The organism is Rhodococcus tibetensis, assembly GCF_024438035.1.
Lineage (GTDB): Bacteria > Actinomycetota > Actinomycetes > Mycobacteriales > Mycobacteriaceae > Rhodococcus_F > Rhodococcus_F tibetensis.
The window spans coordinates 414129-431456 of the sequence record NZ_JANFQF010000001.1 but is presented as its reverse complement, the minus strand read 5'-3'; the positions used below and the strand labels follow the sequence as shown (position 1 = coordinate 431456).

Here is a 17328-nt window from a genome sequence, read left to right as displayed (position 1 = left end):
TCCCGGCTTTGGAGGCGCGATGCGCATCACTGTCACCGTCGACGGAATAAAATACACGGACGAGGTGGAACCACGACTACTCCTCGTCCACTACCTACGGGACCGGCTCGGCAAGGTCGGGACCGTCATCGGCTGCGACACCGGAAACTGCGGGGCGTGCACCGTTCACCTGAACGGTCACAGCGTCAAGTCCTGCTCGGTGCTTGCCGTGCAGGCCGACGGCGCCGACGTCCTCACCATCGAGGGACTGTCCCGGAACGGGACCCTGCACCCCGTGCAGCAGGCGTTCCGCGACAACCACGCCCTGCAGTGCGGCTACTGCACCCCCGGCATGATCATGCAGACCCTCGACCTGCTCGCCGAGGAACCCGACCCGGACGAGCGGACAGTGCGGCTGGGGTTGGAAGGCAACCTGTGCCGCTGCACCGGATACCAGAACATCGTCAGCGCGGTGCAGGATGCGGCGCAGCGGTTGCGCGGCGGCAGCACCACCGAAACACCGACGGCGGCAGATGCCCCGAAGACCGACACCGCGCAGGGAGGTGTGCGATGACCGCCACCGCCGAACCGGAAATCGGCAAGGCCAGGAAGCGCAAGGAGGACGAGCATCTGGTCACGGGCCGCACCCGCTGGACCGACAACCTCGTGCTGCCGGGTATGCAGCATCTGGCGATTCTGCGCAGCCCGTTCGCGCACGCGCGCATCACCGGTGTCGACGCCACCGCTGCACGCGAGATGCCCGGTGTCGTCGCGGTCCTGACCGGCGCAGATCTCGCCGCCGAGCAGGGCAGCCTGCCGTGTGCCTGGCCGATCACACCGGACATGAAGTCACCGCCCGCCCCGTCCCTCGCGGTCGACAGGGTGAACTTCGCCGGCGAGGCCGTCGCGGTCGTGGTGGCGCGGAGCGCGTACGAGGCGCACGACGCACTCGAGGCGATCGACGTCGAGTACGACGAACTGCCGGTCGTGCTCGATCTCGCGGCCGCGGCCGCTGACGGCGCCGAACTCGTGCACCCGGATCTCGGGACGAACGTCAGCGCCACCTGGACCTTCGACTCCGCGGAGGCAGGCACGGGCGGCGACGTCGAGCAGGCCATCCGCGACGCGGAGGTACTCGTCGAGCGCACATTCCGGCAGCAGCGGCTGATCCCGGCGTTCATGGAACCCCGCTCGGTGGTGGTCGACCCGACCGGCGCTCAGATCACCATGTGGTCGGCCACACAGATCCCCCACATCCTGCGGCTGATGCTGGCGATGACGCTCGACATACCGGAGCACAAACTGCGCGTCGTCGCCCCGGATGTCGGCGGTGGTTTCGGCGGCAAGCTTCAGGTGACGCCGGAGGAAGTCATCGCGCTGCTCGTCGCGCGGCGACTCGGCAAGCCCGTCAAGTACACCGAGTCGCGTAGCGAATCGATGGTCGCGGCGCATCATGGGCGCGACCAGATCCAGAAACTGACCCTGGCCGCCCGCCGCGACGGCACCGTCACCGGAATGAAGGTGGAACTGCTCGCCGACATGGGCGCGTATCTGCGCCTGGTCACCTCGGGGGTGCCGATCCTGGGCGCGTTCATGTTCAACGGCATCTACAAGTTCCCGGCGTATCACTTCACGTGCACGAACGTGTTCACCAACAAGGTTCCCACCGACGCCTATCGCGGCGCGGGGCGGCCGGAGGCGACGTTCGCGATCGAGCGGATGATGGACGAGCTCGCGACCGAGTTGTCGATGGATCCGCTGGAACTGCGGGCGAAGAACTGGATCACCCACGAGGAGTTCCCGTTCGACACCGTGGCGGGCCTGACGTACGACTCCGGCAACTACGAGGCCGCCACCGCGCACGCGCGGGAGTTGTTCGACTACGACGGGCTCCGGCACGAACAGGCGGAGCGACGCGAGCGGAAGGACCCGGTACAACTCGGCATCGGGGTGTCCACGTTCACCGAGATGTGCGGTCTGGCGCCGTCGCGCACCCTCGGCGCGCTGGCATACGGGGCCGGCGGGTGGGAACACGCGGCGATCCGAATGCTGCCCACCGGCAAGGTCGAGGTGGTCACCGGTTCCTCGGCGCACGGCCAGGGACACGAGACCGCGTGGAGCCAGGTGGTCGCGGATCAGCTCGGGGTTCCGTTCGAGGACGTCGAGGTGCTACACGGCGACACCCAGACGTCGCCGCGTGGCATGGACACGTACGGTTCACGGTCGCTGGCCGTCGGGGCGATCGCGGTGGTGAAGGCCGCCGAGAAGGTGATCGCGAAGGCCCGGCCCATCGCCGCACACCTGATGGAGTGCGCCGAGGACGATCTCGAGTTCACCGAGGGCCGATTCCGGGTGAAGGGCACCGAGAAGGCGGTCGGCATCGCCGACGTCGCGCTCGCCGTGTTCGCCGCGCACGATCTGCCCGACGGGGTGGAGCCGAACCTGGATTCCGAGGCCACGTACGACCCGGAGAACTTCTCGTTCCCGCACGGCACGCATCTGTGCGCGGTGGCGGTGGACACCGAGACCGGGAAGGTCGGCATCCGGTCCTATGTGTGTGTCGACGACATCGGACACGTGGTCAACCCGCTGATCGTGGAGGGTCAGGTACACGGCGGACTGGTCCAAGGCATCGCGCAGGCCCTGTACGAGGAGGCGGTGTACGACGAGTCCGGCACTTTGCTGTCGGGTTCCTTCGCCGAATACCACGTACCGTCCGCGGCGGATCTGCCGACGTTCACCACGGGCCGCACCGAGACTCCCGCCACCGGTAATCCGCTCGGCGTCAAGGGGGTCGGTGAGGCGGGAACAATCGCATCCACCCCGGCCGTCGTCAATGCCGTCCTCGACGCCGTCCGCCAGTTCGGGGTGCGCGACATCGCAATGCCCTGTACACCGATGCGGGTCTGGAACGCCATCCGGTCCGCTCAGGGAGGTGCCCGATGATTCCCTCGACCTTCGACTACGTAGCCCCGACCACTGTCGAACAGGCGGTGGCCGCACTCACCGAGGCCGGGGACGACGCCAAGATACTCGCGGGCGGCCAGAGCCTGCTGCCGGTGCTGCGGCTGCGCTTGTCCTCGCCGAGCACTCTCGTCGATCTTGGCCGGATCGGCGAGTTGCGCGGTGTGCGCGAGGACGGCGACAGCATCGTGATCGGCGCGATGACCACGTACTACGACATGATTCGCGACCCGCTCGTCCACGAGCACGCGCTGCTGCTCGTCGAAGCGACGCGCACTGTCGCCGATCCGCAGATCCGTCACCGCGGCACGCTGGGTGGCGCTCTGGCGCATGCCGATCCGGCGGGTGACCTGTGCGCGCCCGCACTGGCACTCGACGCCACCCTGACCGCGGTCGGGACCGCGGGCAGGCGGAGCATTCCGGTCGCCGACTTCTTCGAGGGCTACTACACGACGGCGCTGCAACCGGACGAAATCCTTGCGGAAGTGTGGATCCCGAAGCACACCGGTTGGGAGGCGCGGTACGAGAAGTTCAACACCGTCGCGGAGGCGTGGTCGATCGTGGCGGTGGCCGCGACGATCCGGGTCGACGGCGGCACCATCCGTCAGGCCCGGGTGGCGCTGACCAACATGGGCTCCGTGCCGGTGCGCGCTCGCGGCGTCGAGGACGCGCTCGTCGGCAATGCCGCCGATCCGGAGTTGATCCGGGCGGCGGCCGAGCACGCGGCCGAGGGCACCGACCCGGTCACCGACGGTAACGCCGACGCCGACTACCGCAGCCACCTTGCGAGAGTGCTGACCCGGCGGGCCGTGGCGACGGCGGTCGGCGTCTGAACGGTCGCGGCAGCCGTCAGGGCCGCGAGTCGCGGCCGGCTTCCACCGCCTGCTCGGTGGCGTCGCACACCACGACCGGGTGCGGGTCGACGACGTTGTGCAGCTCGAACACCGGAAGGTAGCGGCCCGCATCCGGTCTGCGTACTCGCAGTCGCATTCGTTGGTGCCGCATCAGGTAGAGCGCTGCGCCGAGGCCGCTCACCAGGGAGATCGCACCTCCGATCACGAGGGGGGCCCGCGGGTCGAGGACGTCGGCGAGCCAACCCAGGACCGGACTGCCCAGCGGGGTGCCGCCGAGGAAGCAGAGCATGTAGATACCCATCACCCGGCCCCGCATCTCCGATGGCACCGACATCTGCAGGATGTTCATCGCTGCCGTGGTGAACGTCAGGGTGAGCGCCCCGGTGGGGACGAGCATGATCGCCACGAGGAGGTAGGTGGGCATGAGCCCGACTAGGATCTCGAACGCGCCGAACGCCGCCGCGGCACCGAGGAACGTTCGCAGTCGCGGCGGTGTTTTTCGCTTGGCGGCGATCGTGGCGCCCGCGAGAGTACCGATGGCCAGGGTGGTGGACAGCAGGCCGTAGGCGTCGGCCCCGTGCCCGAAGGTGTTGCGGGCGAGCACAGCCAGGCTTATCGAAAAGTTCAGCCCGAACGTCGACACCAGGAACACTGCAATCATGAGGACGCGCAGGTCTGCGCGGCCCCACACATAACGGAAGCCCTCGCGCACTTGCCCTTTGCCGCGTTCCGCGGACCGCGCAGTGAACAGCTCACCCGTATTCATCATCACCAGCGCCACCAGCACACCGGTGAACGTCGCAGCGTTCAGGAGGAATACCCAGCCTGTGCCGATGAGGGTGATGAGTACTCCGGACACCGCCGGGCCGATGATGCGTGCCGTGTTGAAGGTCATCGAGTTCAGTGCAATGGCATTGGAGAGCGAATCCTTGCCGACCATTTCGATGGTGAACGACTGACGGGCCGGTGCGTCGATCGCCGACGCGCAGCCGAGTACGAAGGCAATGAGGTAGACGTGCCACAACGCGACGACCCCACCGACGTCGAGCAGGCCGAGCACAAGGCCGCACAACGCCATCGACACCTGAGTCATGATCAGGATTCGCCGCTTGTCGTAACGGTCGGCGAGCACGCCACCCCACACCGACAGTAGAAGTGTCGGCCCGAACTGCAGTGCCATCACGATGCCCACCGCGAGGGCGTTGCCGTCCGAGAGAGTCAGGACGAGCCAGTCCTGCGCCACCCGCTGCATCCACGTCCCGACGAGGGACACGATCTGTCCCGACGCCCACAACCGGTAGTTGCGGGTGTGCAGAGCAGCGAACATTCCGGGCTTCTGCCGGTCGGGCGAGGCGGTATCAGGTTCGGGCGGCACCGTTCCATCTTGCTCCCGGCGCCGGAAGCGTTTGTGCTCCGGTACGACTACTCGGAGTCGGCGACGATGGAAGTGATGATGCCGACCGCGTCACGAAGTGTCTTCAACTGCTCCTCTTCGAGTCCGGACAGCCGCTCGTTCATCCAGGCTTCTCGCGCGTGCGTCTCGTCGGCGATCAGCGCGTGACCGGCGTCGGAGAGGGTGACGATGATCTGACGGCCGTCCGTGGGATGCGCTGCGCGCTCCACCAGTCCCAGTTCGACGAGCGAGGCGATGACGCGTGTCATCGACGGCGGCTGAACCTTCTCGCGGGCAGCGAGATTGCCCGGCGTCATTGCGCCGTCGCGGGCAAGGGTGGCAAGAGCCGACAGCTGGGTGAGCGACACCTGCGCGTCGACGCGGCGCCCACGCAGATGACGCGTGAGGCGCACGACGGCCAAAGAGAGGTCGCTGGCGAGTGCGCGCGTATCCGTGGTCACGGGAATGACAATACGGGACCGATGGGCGGTCGTTTACGTTACTGCGTCGGTGATCGGGCCCACGGCGAAGTACGCCACGAACAGCAAGGCAACCACCCACATCAAGGGGTGAATCTTCCTGAAACCGCCGCTCGCAGCGTTAAGGACCACCCAGGACACGAAGCCGACACCGATGCCGTTGGCGATCGAGTAGGTGAACGGCATGACGACGATGGTGAGGAATGCGGGCAACGCCACCGAGAACGTGGAGAAGTCGATGTCGCGGACCTGACCGATCATCATGGCGCCCACCACGACCAGCGCGGGCGCGGCTGCCTCGATGGGCACCACCGAGTACAGCGGAGTGAGGAACATCGCGGCCAGGAAGAGCAGTCCGGTCACGACATTCGCCAGGCCGGTGCGCGCGCCCTCGGCGATGCCGGATGCGGATTCCACGAAGACCGTGTTGGACGAAGCGGACGCGCCACCGCCGACGATGGCGCCGGTTCCCTCGACGACGAGGGCCCGTCCGATGTTGGGCAGGTTGCCTTCCTCGTCGGTGAGACCGGCCTCCTTGCCGAGGCCCGTCATGGTGCCCATGGCGTCGAAGAAGTTGGCGAGCACGAGGGTGAACACCAGCAGGCTTGCGGCCAGCACACCGATACGGGTGAAAGCGCCGAAGAGGCTGACGTCGCCGACGAGGCTCAGATCCGGGAGTTCCGCGACGACATCGGGAAGTGCGGGCACACTGAGGTTCCAACCGCTCGGGTTCACTCCGAGGGACGGGCCCACGCCGGCGACCGCCTCGATGATCGCGGCGAGCACGGTGGTGACGACGATGCCGATCAGCAGACCGCCGCGCACCTTGCGGACCACCAGAATGCCCATCAGCAGGACACCGAAGACGAAGGTCACTGTGGGCCAGGAGGAAATCGACCCGTTGATACCGAGGCCCACGGGGACTGTCGTTCCGGCCGCGTCGGGGATGCGTCGCACGAACCCGGCGTCCACGAGGCCGATGAACGCGATGAACATACCGATGCCGGCTGCGATCGCGGACTTCAGTTCGGGCGGAATGGCGTTGAAGACCGCGGTCCGGAAACCGGTGAGCGCCAACACGACGATGATGATTCCGTCGATCACCACCAACCCCATCGCCTCGGGCCAGGTGACCTGTGGCGCGATAGTGACGGCGAGGAGGCTGTTGATACCGAGGCCTGCCGCGATCGCGAAGGGATAGTTGGCGACGATGCCGAAGATGATGCTCATCAACCCGGCCACGAGCGCGGTGACAGCGGCCACCTGGTTGACGGGGAGGATGTTGCCGAGAACGTCCGTCTTGGCGACGGCATCGTCCTCTGAGAAACTGCCGAGGATCAGCGGGTTGAGCACCACGATGTATGCCATCGCGACGAAGGTCACCACACCGCCGCGGATCTCCGTGCCCACCGTCGAACCACGTTCGGTGATCTTGAAGTAGTTGTCGAGCAGTTTCGGAGGTGCACCCATGTCTTTGATCCCCATCGCCAGAAGTCGCGCGTCGCTACAGGAGATTAAGGCACGACGACGAGGGTAGCGTTCATTCGGTGGACGAGACCGTAGACCGCCAACCCCTCAGCCGGCGCCTCGCCGACCCGCGACCTGCGCTGATACTGGGCACGCTCGCGTGGGCGGTGGCGATCGTCGTGGTGATCGTCACGGGCGATCGGTGGGCGGATGCGCTGCCGACGTGTATAGCGGGCGTCGTCGTCGGGTTCCTCGGCTACGGATTGTTCGCAGTGCAGCGGCGGGCGGCGAGGCGAGGCAGTCGGGGGGCACAGCAGGGTCTGCTCTAGTGACACAGCAGGGTCTGCTCTAGGTGCGGGTGCGGGTGCGGGTGCGGGTGCGCGAGCGGGTGCCGGTGAGCAGGATCCAGAACGCCGCCCACACCCCGCCGAAGGCCCAGCCGGCGAGGACGTCGGTGATCCAGTGCGCCGCAAGGTACACCCGCGACAGCCCGACCATCAGCGTGTAGAAGGCGAGCACGGTCAGGGCTGCCGCCCGCACATGAGGTAGCGCGACGAGGCGAACGACGACGGTGCCGACGACGCCGGCCAGGATTGCCGTCATCATGGCGTGGCCGGACGGGAACGAATAGGTCGAGATGTCCACGAGCCGTTCCGAAAGTGGCGGTCGCTCGCGCCGGAACAAGAGTTTCAAGCCGCTCATCACCGCCCAGCCCGACAGCATCGCGCCACCGACGAGCAGCGCGTCCCGGCGGCGGTCCTGCAGAAGGAGAGTGGCGGTGAGCACGAGGGAGATGATCCAGGCGGCGACGGTTCCGCCGCTGTTCGTGATCACCGTGACGAGGTCGATCAGCCACGGCGGCCGCTCAACGACCGCCCCGTCCAGGACGCTGTGATCAACGGACATCGGCGACACCCCAGGTGGCTGCCGCCCAGGACGCGGACACGTGTGTGGTGCCCTCTTCGTCCACCCACCACGGAACGGTCATTTCGGTGTCGAATGCGCCGGTGAGCGATACGGTGAGCCGCGGGTGAACCACGACCTCGCCCTGAGGCAGGGGCCGGCCGAGGGTGGCGTGGGCGAGCACTGCGGTCGGGTCCTCCCCCCACGACAGCGGACGTCCCGTGCTGATCACGACACTTCGCAGTGCTGCGGAGGCCATCGACACATCGAGCAGGTCGGCCAGCGCCTCACCGGTGTCGAGGGAGCCGACGACCAGATGGTCGTGCGGGACTGCAGCGGACAACCACGGCTTGTCGAGCACCAGTGCGTCAGCAGGATCGATGACCGCCCCGGTGACCGCACGCACGTGGTCCGGCAGGTGGAGTTCGTCGAGGTCGAGCACCCGGGCGGCAGCCGCTGCCCCGAGCAGGGTGTGCGTCCGCATGATTGCCGCCGGGGACGGCTGCCGGTGCGCGTCGGCGAGACGATCCAGGAGTAGCTGCGCGAGTTCCGGGGAATCGACGGCAGGAGCGGCCAGTGCCGCAGCGAATACGGCCGACTCCGGGTGGTGGACCGCGTCCAGCAGCCCGGTGAAGGTGTCGTCGTCCGGCTCGCGGAGCAGGCCGAGGATCTGGCCGTCCAGTTCGGCGTTGTGCCGCAGCCACCACGCCGTGTAACCGCCGCGGTCAGCAAGCAAGGGGCGGGTCGACGGATCCGTCGCGAGCATGGTCAGAGCCGCCGACCAGCGCTCCTCGTCCACCAGGTCGAGGTCGCGTACGGCGTCGATCGTCTCGGGATCGTCATCGAGTGTGTCCCACCAGCGGTCTTCGTCGTCGAGGTCGTGATCGGGTCCGGTCGGCAGTTCGGCGCGCAGCACGGTGAAGCCCCAGCCCACACCGACGGCGCGCAGTGCGGTCTCGCCTACTCGCTCGGCGAAGGCCGAGTCCACCGACGTGAACGGTGCGTCGTCCACCAGCACCGCTGTGAGAGGTGCGCCGGGCAGCAGCAATTCGTCGGCGCCGCGTAACTCGCCGTCGACGTCGGGCAGGAGGAGTTCACCCAACCACGACGGCAGGGCGCCGGGATCGCCCCGCGCCGCGAGCGCCAGCACCACCGTGGACAGATCCGCCGCCGCCGCCGGGTCGTCGTGGTCGAGGTCCTCGATTTCGGCCCGCAAGGCCGGATCGGACAGCAGGTCGACGGCGGTCGCGGTCTTGGCACCGAGCCGTGACAGCAGCGGGTGCGCCGCCTCGGGATGGACCAGACGCGTCCAGTCGACGCCGAGAACGTCCCCGATGTCGTGGCCCAGCAACACCGTTCGCGGTCCCGTCACCGTGCGGCCGTCCGACAGCGGCACGGGAATGGACGCGAGTTCCTCGGCCGCGAGTGCGTCGACAGCAAGAGGTTCGAGCGCGGCATAGAGGCGAGCCCACCATGCCGGCTCGCGTACGACCCCACTGAGTAGTTCGGCGATGCGGGCGAGTCCGATCCGGTGGGTGTCGACGGTGGCCAGGGCGTGCGCCCAGCGTGGTCCGGACAGTTCCGGCACGACGAGGCCGTCCACGATGTCGGCGAGGAGCTCGGCGAGGTCGTCACTGAGTCCGGGAACGACCGCCGCCCGGTTGGGTGCCCTGTCCTTTCCGCCGACTGTGGGAAGCCACGGTTTCTCGCGGAGTTCGGCCAGGAGGTGCTCACGCAGCGCCGAATCGACCTCGCTGCGGGCGAAACCGGGAAGAGGAACCATGGCCAGTCGTTGTTTCGGGGGCAGTGCAGCCACGAAGTCGGCATAACCGACCGCCACCTCGGCAAGCGAAGCGCCGGGCATGACCCGACGGCGATCGGGCTGCATCGCAACGTCCGCGATCAGTAGCGCCGGGATCGACAGTTCTTCGTCCGAGCGGGTGGGGGCGCGCAGGACGTCGTCGGCAGACGGGCGGACGACGCTGTCGACGACGCGAACCAGCCAGCGGGCGCGCCCGGACACGAATTGCCACCAGTGGTCGCCCCCGATGGCGATGTCGGTCAGTCCGGATGCCAGCGCGTGCTCGTGTCTGCGGAACTCCCTGCCCCCCACGGTGATCGAGGCCAGTGAGGGAAGCTCGAGCAGCAGGTCGGGAGCCTCGCGGACCATGTGACCCAGCAACGCGGTTGCGTCGACGTTGTCGCGCAGGGTCAACACCACCTCGGACGTCGCGCCCGCGACAGGGAGGTTGGCGGTGGGCCACGCGAGCCGCAACGCCGGGACATCGGCACCGGGGTCGGCGCCGTCGAACTGCGCGAGTGCCGATCTCGTGCGCCGCGACGAGAAGACGACCGAACCGGACGTCGAGCGCAGCTCCACCTCGTCACTCACCGACAACACCGCGGTGAAACCGACCCCGTAGCGGCCGACCGTGCCCGCCGACTTGTTCGACGCACGGAGGGCGGCGAGAGCCTGCACCCCGGACTCGTCCAGCGGTGCACCCGTATTGGCGACGCTCAGTACGCGCCCGTCGAGGCGCACCGAAACCTCACCGAGCACGCCTGCGCGGGCTGCGGCGTCGGCTGCGTTCTGCGCCAGCTCGGTCAGCAACCGGTCGCGGTAGCCGGCGCGGACGAGATCCGACTCCGCGGCGGCGTCTTCCCTCAACCGGGTGGGTGAGGTGCGCCAGGCTTGCAGCGTCGATTCCCGAAGGGCACCCGTGCCGAAAGGATCGGCTAGCTGGTCGATGCGGATTCCTCAGCGTCGGAGTTCTCGGTGGCAGCGGTCTCGGTGGCGGTGTTCGCAGCCTTCGGCTCGGTCGGACCGTCGACCATCTCCACGGCGCCGTCGTCGTAGGCGTCGAACTGCGGCGAACCGGCACCCAACGGCAGGGCCGTGTCCGAGTGGGCGCCGCAACCGTAATCAGCGTCGACGACGTGTCCGTCCGCGGCCAGCTCGTTGCCGCACACTCCGAACGCCCCGTGCAGCGACCCCGCGAGCGGCAGGTAGAACCCGCACAGGGAACACGTGGACGGGGCAGCCTTGGCCATCTCCGAATCCGGGCCGTAGTCGCCGTCGTGCCAGCGTTGCGCGGCATCGAGACGACCCTCGAGGCTCATCACCTGTTTGCGGCCGAGCCCGATCTCGAGGGCGACGTCGTCGACCTCGGCGTCGCCGGTGGCGACGTAGCCGGGAACCAGTCGGTCGTCACCGGCCGGAGGTGCCAGCAGGTCCCCGGCCGACAGGTCACCCGGCCGAATGCGCTGATCCCAGGGAATCCAGTCGGGCGCTACAAGGGCATCGGGTCCGGGCAGGAGGGCGATCTCGCTGACCGTGGCATGATCCGCCTCGGGATCTGCGGCCACCACCACCGCCCACTGCCAGCCCCGGTAACCCGGAAGGTCGGCAACGAAACGGTGAGTCGCGGCGCACTCGTCTTCGGTGGTGACACCCAAGTACTCGCCGATTCCCCCGTCCTGCAGTTCGACCAGCGCGGTTCGGGCGAGCTCGACGGCGTCGGTCAGTACGGGACGCGCCATCGCGCGCTCGTCGGAAGAAGCAACACTCACACCCCCAGTTTGCCGCACCACCGCAAGTGCGTGCCCACCTGGGCTGTCATGCTGGTCCGATGACCGGCCGGAGGCACCTCGTCCCCGGCGTCGCGGCACCCCTTTGCGCAGTCGCGATGCTGGTGACCTCCTGCTCCGCGCAGGCACCCACGGCAACCGCCCCCACCGACGCCGAGCTGCGTGTGGAGATACTGCGCACCCTCGATCACGACCCCAATGCCTTCACCCAGGGGCTCGAGATCTCCGGCGGCGATCTCTTCGAGGGCACGGGCCGCAGCGGCGAGTCGTGGGTTCGGGCGACGGACCTGGACAGCGGCGCCGTCCGCGCTCGGGCCGAACTCCCTCCCCCACTTTTCGGCGAGGGCATCACCGTCGACGACGACACCGTGTGGCAGCTGACGTGGCGTGACGGCGTGGCCATCGCCCGAGACCGGGCAACCCTCACCGAGAGGCGACGGGTCGCGCTGGAAACCGAGGGCTGGGGCATCTGCGCGCTTTCCGGCAGTCTCGTGACCAGTGACGGCTCGCCGACACTCATCTTCCGCGACCCGGAAACCTTCGAACCGCAGCGCACCGTCCAGGCACGACGCGACGGGGTCGCCGTCACTCACCTCAACGAACTCGAGTGCGCGGACGACGGCACGATCTACGCCAATGTCTGGGCCACCGACACTCTCGTCCGCATCGACCCGGCCGACGGCCACGTCATCGCCGCGATAGACGCGGGCGCACTCCGCGACGCATTGCCGCCCGGGCCGCGGGACGTCGGCGTCCTCAACGGCATCGCCCAAATCCCCGGAACCGACCGTTTCCTGCTCACCGGAAAGTACTGGCCGCGCATATTCGAAGTCCGATTCGTTCCCTGACAGGCCGGTCCCACCAGCTTGCCCGGGGTTGCTGTGGTCGGATGTCTCTCGACTAGGACAGAATTGGGGAGTGACCGGACCGCGCGAACCCTTCGACCCCGACAGCAGTCGGGCGCCCCACGGCAATTCCGGACCCACGGCTCATCCCGGCTACGACAACTATCCTCCGGCGTCCCGCTCTGGGGGACGGCGTACGCCGTTACCGCCCTTGCATCCGGTGGACGGTGGGCAGCGATCCCGTTCCGAGGAGGAACGCGCGAACGCACCCAAAGCTCCACCGATGCCGCGCAAGCTCACCGTCACCCGGGTCGCCGCCATGCGCAGCCGCGAGCTGACGAACAAGACGATCGCCACCTTCCATCGGGCGGCGAAGGCCGACGGGGCCGACAAATCGGGGCTCACCGCACTCACCTATGCGGTGATGACCAACAACGCGACCGACGCGGCCATCGCCGTCGCGCTCGCGAATACCTTGTTCTTCTCCGCTGCGACGGGCGAGGACAAGACGAAGGTCGCGCTGTACCTCCTGATCACCATCGCCCCGTTCGCGGTCATCGCCCCACTGATCGGCCCGATGCTCGACCGCCTGCAGCACGGTCGGCGCGTCGCCCTCGCATCGTCGTTCGGGCTGCGTACCGTTCTCGCGGTCGTTCTGGTCTTCAATTTCGACAGTTGGGTGCTCTATCCCGCCGCCCTCGGGATGATGGTGCTCAGTAAGTCGTTCTCGGTCCTCAAAAGTGCGGTCACACCGCGTGTACTACCGCCCGAGATCGACCTCGTGCGGGTCAACTCCCGCCTCACCGTGTTCGGTCTGCTCGGTGGAACGATCGGCGCGGGCGCTCTCGCGGGTGGTCTCGCACTGGTCACCGGATCGTCCATGGCGACGTTGTGGTTGGCCGCGGCGATCACCCTTCTCGGCGCCTACCTGAGCATGCGCATCCCGTCATGGGTGGAGGTGACCGAAGGTGAGGTCCCGGCCACCCTCACCTACCACGGTGACGACCGGCATACCGAGGTCATCGACCGCACCCGCGTGATGGCTGAGGCGGACGCCGCCTCCAAGTCGGGTAAGCGCAGGCAACCGCTGGGGCGGGCGGTCATCACCGGCCTGTGGGGCAACAGCACCATCCGCGTTCTCACCGGGTTCCTCACCCTGTACATCGCATTCGTGGCGAAGTCCCGCACCGATCACGAACCACTGATCCAGGCCGCGATGCTGGGGTTGGTCGGGGCAGCAGCCGGCATCGGCAACTTCACCGGCAACGCCGCCGGCGCCCGCCTCAAACTCGGCCGTCCCGCTCTGATCGTGTTGCGCTGCACGGGCGCCGTCTGGGTGGTTGCGGTCATCGCCGCCGTCACCGACAATCTGCTGACCGCAGCCGTCGCCACCCTTGTCGGCTCGGCGGCGAGCGCCCTGGCCAAGGTGTCGCTCGACGCATCGCTGCAGCACGATCTGCCGGAAGAATCGATCGCATCGGGCTTCGGCCGCTCCGAGACGGTGCTGCAGCTCAGCTGGGTGGTCGGTGGTGCGCTGGGCGTCCTGCTTCCCACCGAGTACTGGATCGGATTCACCGTGGTGTCGGCGGTCATGACTGTCGGGCTCGTGCAGACCGTCCTCACCTACCGGGGCAGCACGCTGCTGCCTGGGCTCGGCGGTAAGCGGCCAGACCTGGCCGAGCAGGAAGTTACTCAGCCAATCTCGACCCACAGGGCCGACCGATCGACAGGAAATGTGACGTAAGTGAGTATGCAGGCGAGGACGAAGAAGACCCTGGCACTGATCACCGTGGGACTGGTGGTGGCCGCCGTGGCCTTCGTCGGGGTTCTGTACGTGCTCGTTCGGGACTCCGATCCCCGCCTGCCTGAGATCACCGCATTCGCGCACGGCCGTGCGGAGCAGGTGGCGCCACTGGCGTTCTGCAATCTCTATCTCGAGAACTGCGAGACCGGCGACCTCGCCGAACTCGACGTCCCCCCCGGCTCTACGTTGCAGTTGTCGCTGCCGCAGGAAATCGTCGACGCACCGTGGCGGATGGTCGTCGTCTACCAGGACCCGTCGGGTCAGGTCGTGGTGCAGGAGAGGGCGCACCGCGCCGGTGAGACCCGCTCGGTGACAGTGCCGTCGACGGAGGAACTACAGCTGGCCGGCGTCGAGATTCAGTTGCCGTCCGCCGTCGTCGACGAGCAGGGGCTGCCGCAGGCGCGGGCCGCCTGGTCGATCAAGACGGCCTGAGCGAACAGACAAAAGAAGGGACCCCCGCACCTCACTCTGTGCGGGGGTCCCTTCTTCGTGTGGGGTGCTGTCAGCTGTCGAGTTCCCGGGCGACCGCGCGGACCACCTCGGAGATCCGCTGAGCCGTCTTGCGGTCGGGGTACTTACCCTTACGCAGATCTGGCTGCACCTTCGCCTCCAGAAGCGTGATCATGTCCTCGACCATGCCGTGCAATTCGTCGGGAGTGTGCTTCTTCGCGGAAGGTTCCTTGCGCCCGGCGTTCTGGCGCAGCGACGGCGCGGGGTCGAGCACCTTCAGGCTCAGCGCCTGGGGACCACGCCGCCCGGCGGCCATGCCGAACTCGACGCGCTGGCCGGCCTTGAGGCCCTCGACGCCCTCGGGCAGAGCGGACGAACGCACATAGACGTCCTCCCCCTCCTCCTGCGACAGAAAGCCGAAGCCCTTTTCGACGTCGTACCACTTCACCTTGCCGGTCGGCACCGCGTTCACCCGCTCATCACTTGAAGTGCAATTGGTATGCAAAACAACGCGCCCCACCTTTGGTGCGGGACGCGCAGTACTCGCAGTCTACCTTGCACGCACTGCCTCCGGCATTCGGGTTTCCAGGCACTATCGTTGCAGGTGTGCACCCAGAACCGACTCCCCCGAGCACACCCCAGACCCCCCGCACGCGAGATGGCCTGCTGCGGGTGGCGCTCGTCTTGTTCGCGGTCGGGTTTCTCGCGATCGTGGCGATCTTCCTGACCCCCGTGGTCTCCGACAGCGACCCCGGCCTGGTCCTGTATCTCATCGCGCTCGCGTGCCCGATCGGGTTCCTTCTCGGCATCGCGGCGGCGCTCAGACAGGGCAGACGCGCACGCTGATTCGTGCACACACTCGGCGACCACAACCAGACCCTCACTACGACGGGAAGATCATGAGAATTCTGCTCAACATCATCTGGCTGATCTTCGGTGGGCTGTGGCTGGCCCTGGGTTACTTCGTGGCAGGCGTCCTCTGCTGCATCCTGATCATCACCATTCCGTTCGGAATCGCCTCGTTCCGTGTCGGCGTCTACGCACTGTGGCCGTTCGGGAAGACGGTCGTCGACAAACCGACGGCCGGGGTGGCGTCGTTGATCGGCAATGTCATCTGGGTCATCGTCGCCGGCCTCTGGCTCGCGATCGCCCACGTCGTCACCGCGGTTGCCATGGCGATCACGATCATCGGCATTCCTCTCGCCGTCGCGAACATCAAGATGGTTCCGATCTCGCTCATGCCTCTCGGCAAGGACATAGTCGACGCTCCGCGCTGATGTGACGTTACTCACATAACGGCTCGGTAACAGAAGGGCAACGGCTCGGCGATAGGCACGTCTCATCGCCACTAGCTGGGAAGAGTCCGCAGCGCCTCGAATAGTGGGCCGCATCAGGCACGGACACGCTGCGTTATCAAATGGTGACACTGAGGCCTCGGCCCGTTACCGTCGTCAGCGGTCGAGCAAACATCGGCCACATCCGGCCCGCCGCGCCAAACCTCGTCCCGCGGGTACCGGAGTCCCGACGAAGCATTCCAGGGACGAGGACGGGGGACCCACAGTCCTCCAGGGAACGCAAGTTTCCAGACGGACACCGGTCCGAATGTGCCACGCACACTCGGATCTTGGGGTGAAGCCAGACCCTCTCCAGCCAGGAGGGGTGAGGCCGGGCGACCTCTCAGCCCGAACCCGACAGCTGACCTCGCAGGCGCGTGTGGAGAGGATCTCGACCCACTATGAGCGGACGTCATCGCAAGCCCACCACCACCGGCCGTACCGTCGCCAAGGTCGCCGTCACCGGCGCCATCATGGGCGTCGCCGGAGCAGCCTTCTCGGGCACCGCGAACGCAGCCCCCGACTCCGACTGGGACCGCCTCGCGCAGTGCGAGTCCGGCGGAAACTGGGGCATCAACACCGGAAACGGCTATCAGGGCGGCCTGCAGTTCTCGCCCAGCACTTGGAGCGCACACGGCGGCAGCGAGTACGCCGCCACCGCCAACCAGGCTTCGCGTGAAGAGCAGATCGTCGTGGCCGAGCGTGTTCTCGACTCGCAGGGATGGGGCGCATGGCCGTCCTGCTCCTCGAGCCTCGGCCTGAGCAGCGCCCCCACCCAGCGCAACGCGCCCGCCACCGTGCCCGATGTCCCGCAGGCCCCGGCACTCCCCGACCTCACCAGCGGCGTTCCCAGCACCAACGCGGCCCCGCAGGCCGCGAACGTCGTCGACTCGGCCATCGACGCCGTCAAGGCTCAGGGAATCCAGATCGATCCCCAGATCCTGCAGCTCATCGACGCCAACCGGGCCCTGCTTCCGCAGTAAGTCCCAGCGACCAGAAGAGGGGCCCTGCACCATTTGGTGCAGGGCCCCTCTTCTGCCGTTTGTACTAGCGGTTGATCACCGTGTGCGGATGCGCGTACAGCAACGACTCCGCCGGCAGCGGGAACTCGGTGTCCTCGCCGAACGGGGACAGACCGCCCGCCCGACTCGACGACAGTTCGGTCACGGCGTGATCTCCATCGGCGGTGTCGGGCCACCCTGGATCCACATACTGCTTCTTCGAATTGTTAGCCACGGGGACATTTTGACAGGAGCGGTCGGCGACGT

Annotated in this window: 18 protein-coding genes and 1 riboswitch; of the genes, 10 read left to right on the top strand and 8 right to left on the bottom strand. The window is 67.5% G+C overall.

Annotation, left to right across the window (positions count from 1 at the left end; all coding sequences use genetic code 11):
* The first annotated feature begins 19 nt into the window (after nt 1–19).
* The 3 genes from NOF53_RS02130 to NOF53_RS02120 are packed head-to-tail and all read left to right on the top strand — an operon-like array spanning nt 20 to nt 3776.
* Nucleotides 20–553: a (2Fe-2S)-binding protein gene (locus NOF53_RS02130; RefSeq protein ID WP_255965308.1), complete on the top strand. Its 534-nt coding sequence runs from the start codon at nt 20–22 to the stop codon at nt 551–553.
* Entirely contained in the window at nt 550–2925 is a 2376-nt protein-coding gene (locus NOF53_RS02125; protein ID WP_255965307.1) for a xanthine dehydrogenase family protein molybdopterin-binding subunit, read from the top strand. The genes NOF53_RS02130 and NOF53_RS02125 overlap by 4 nt, the downstream gene beginning before the upstream one ends.
* Complete coding sequence (locus NOF53_RS02120) at nt 2922–3776, top strand: FAD binding domain-containing protein (protein WP_255965306.1); 855 nt, start codon at nt 2922–2924, stop codon at nt 3774–3776. The genes NOF53_RS02125 and NOF53_RS02120 overlap by 4 nt, the downstream gene beginning before the upstream one ends.
* Before the next feature lie 16 nt (nt 3777–3792).
* Here the strand turns inward: NOF53_RS02120 and NOF53_RS02115 are convergent, their stop codons facing one another.
* From NOF53_RS02115 to NOF53_RS02105, 3 genes are all read right to left on the bottom strand, one after another.
* The gene (locus tag NOF53_RS02115; RefSeq protein WP_255965432.1) at nt 3793–5124 is read right to left on the bottom strand and encodes an MFS transporter; all 1332 of its coding nucleotides are present in this window, start codon (nt 5122–5124) and stop codon (nt 3793–3795) included.
* Between the two features lie 95 nt (nt 5125–5219).
* Nucleotides 5220–5651 (bottom strand): Rv0880 family HTH-type transcriptional regulator, encoded by a 432-nt coding sequence (locus NOF53_RS02110; protein WP_255965305.1) that lies wholly within the window; start codon nt 5649–5651, stop codon nt 5220–5222.
* A 33-nt stretch (nt 5652–5684) separates the two neighbouring features.
* A complete protein-coding gene (locus NOF53_RS02105) occupies nt 5685–7139 on the bottom strand; it encodes an NCS2 family permease (RefSeq protein ID WP_255965304.1) in 1455 nt (484 codons plus the stop codon).
* Nucleotides 7140–7216: 77 nt separating this feature from the next.
* On the opposite strand from NOF53_RS02105, the gene NOF53_RS02100 reads away from it, so the two are divergent.
* Nucleotides 7217–7465 carry a DUF2530 domain-containing protein gene (locus tag NOF53_RS02100; protein ID WP_255965303.1) on the top strand — a complete coding sequence of 83 codons (249 nt, stop codon included), beginning with the start codon at nt 7217–7219 and terminating at the stop codon, nt 7463–7465.
* A gap of 19 nt (nt 7466–7484) precedes the next feature.
* Here the strand turns inward: NOF53_RS02100 and NOF53_RS02095 are convergent, their stop codons facing one another.
* The 3 genes from NOF53_RS02095 to NOF53_RS02085 all read right to left on the bottom strand — a co-directional run bounded on the left by NOF53_RS02095 (nt 7485) and on the right by NOF53_RS02085 (nt 11579).
* Complete coding sequence (locus tag NOF53_RS02095; RefSeq protein WP_255965302.1) at nt 7485–8042, bottom strand: phosphatase PAP2 family protein; 558 nt, start codon at nt 8040–8042, stop codon at nt 7485–7487.
* Nucleotides 8032–10599 carry an ATP-binding protein gene (locus NOF53_RS02090; RefSeq protein WP_255965431.1) on the bottom strand — a complete coding sequence of 856 codons (2568 nt, stop codon included), beginning with the start codon at nt 10597–10599 and terminating at the stop codon, nt 8032–8034. Before NOF53_RS02090 ends, NOF53_RS02095 begins: the two co-directional genes overlap by 11 nt.
* 176 nt (nt 10600–10775) lie before the next feature.
* Nucleotides 10776–11579, bottom strand: a complete 804-nt coding sequence (locus NOF53_RS02085) for a DUF3027 domain-containing protein (RefSeq protein ID WP_255965430.1) — start codon at nt 11577–11579, stop codon at nt 10776–10778.
* Between the two features lie 89 nt (nt 11580–11668).
* Here NOF53_RS02085 and NOF53_RS02080 point away from each other — a divergent pair, with 89 nt between their 5' ends.
* The 3 genes from NOF53_RS02080 to NOF53_RS02070 all read left to right on the top strand — a co-directional run bounded on the left by NOF53_RS02080 (nt 11669) and on the right by NOF53_RS02070 (nt 14708).
* The gene (locus NOF53_RS02080; RefSeq protein ID WP_255965301.1) at nt 11669–12475 is read left to right on the top strand and encodes a glutaminyl-peptide cyclotransferase; all 807 of its coding nucleotides are present in this window, start codon (nt 11669–11671) and stop codon (nt 12473–12475) included.
* 70 nt (nt 12476–12545) lie between these two features.
* A complete protein-coding gene (locus NOF53_RS02075) occupies nt 12546–14216 on the top strand; it encodes an MFS transporter (protein WP_255965300.1) in 1671 nt (556 codons plus the stop codon).
* 6 nt (nt 14217–14222) lie between these two features.
* Nucleotides 14223–14708, top strand: coding sequence for a DUF2771 domain-containing protein (locus NOF53_RS02070; RefSeq protein ID WP_255965429.1), 486 nt, complete (start codon nt 14223–14225; stop codon nt 14706–14708).
* 70 nt (nt 14709–14778) lie between these two features.
* Here the strand turns inward: NOF53_RS02070 and NOF53_RS02065 are convergent, their stop codons facing one another.
* Entirely contained in the window at nt 14779–15189 is a 411-nt protein-coding gene (locus NOF53_RS02065) for a cold-shock protein (protein ID WP_255965428.1), read from the bottom strand.
* A 143-nt stretch (nt 15190–15332) separates the two neighbouring features.
* Between NOF53_RS02065 and NOF53_RS02060 the strand changes: the two genes are divergently transcribed.
* From NOF53_RS02060 to NOF53_RS02050, 3 genes are all read left to right on the top strand, one after another.
* Complete coding sequence (locus NOF53_RS02060; RefSeq protein WP_255965299.1) at nt 15333–15572, top strand: hypothetical protein; 240 nt, start codon at nt 15333–15335, stop codon at nt 15570–15572.
* A gap of 53 nt (nt 15573–15625) precedes the next feature.
* Nucleotides 15626–16003, top strand: a complete 378-nt coding sequence (locus NOF53_RS02055; RefSeq protein WP_255965298.1) for a YccF domain-containing protein — start codon at nt 15626–15628, stop codon at nt 16001–16003.
* 235 nt (nt 16004–16238) lie between these two features.
* Nucleotides 16239–16452: riboswitch (cyclic di-AMP (ydaO/yuaA leader) on the top strand.
* A gap of 9 nt (nt 16453–16461) precedes the next feature.
* Nucleotides 16462–17043, top strand: coding sequence for a resuscitation-promoting factor Rpf1 domain-containing protein (locus NOF53_RS02050; RefSeq protein ID WP_255965297.1), 582 nt, complete (start codon nt 16462–16464; stop codon nt 17041–17043).
* A 64-nt stretch (nt 17044–17107) separates the two neighbouring features.
* Here the strand turns inward: NOF53_RS02050 and NOF53_RS02045 are convergent, their stop codons facing one another.
* Nucleotides 17108–17296: a hypothetical protein gene (locus NOF53_RS02045; protein ID WP_255965296.1), complete on the bottom strand. Its 189-nt coding sequence runs from the start codon at nt 17294–17296 to the stop codon at nt 17108–17110.
* Nucleotides 17297–17328 lie beyond the last annotated feature (32 nt).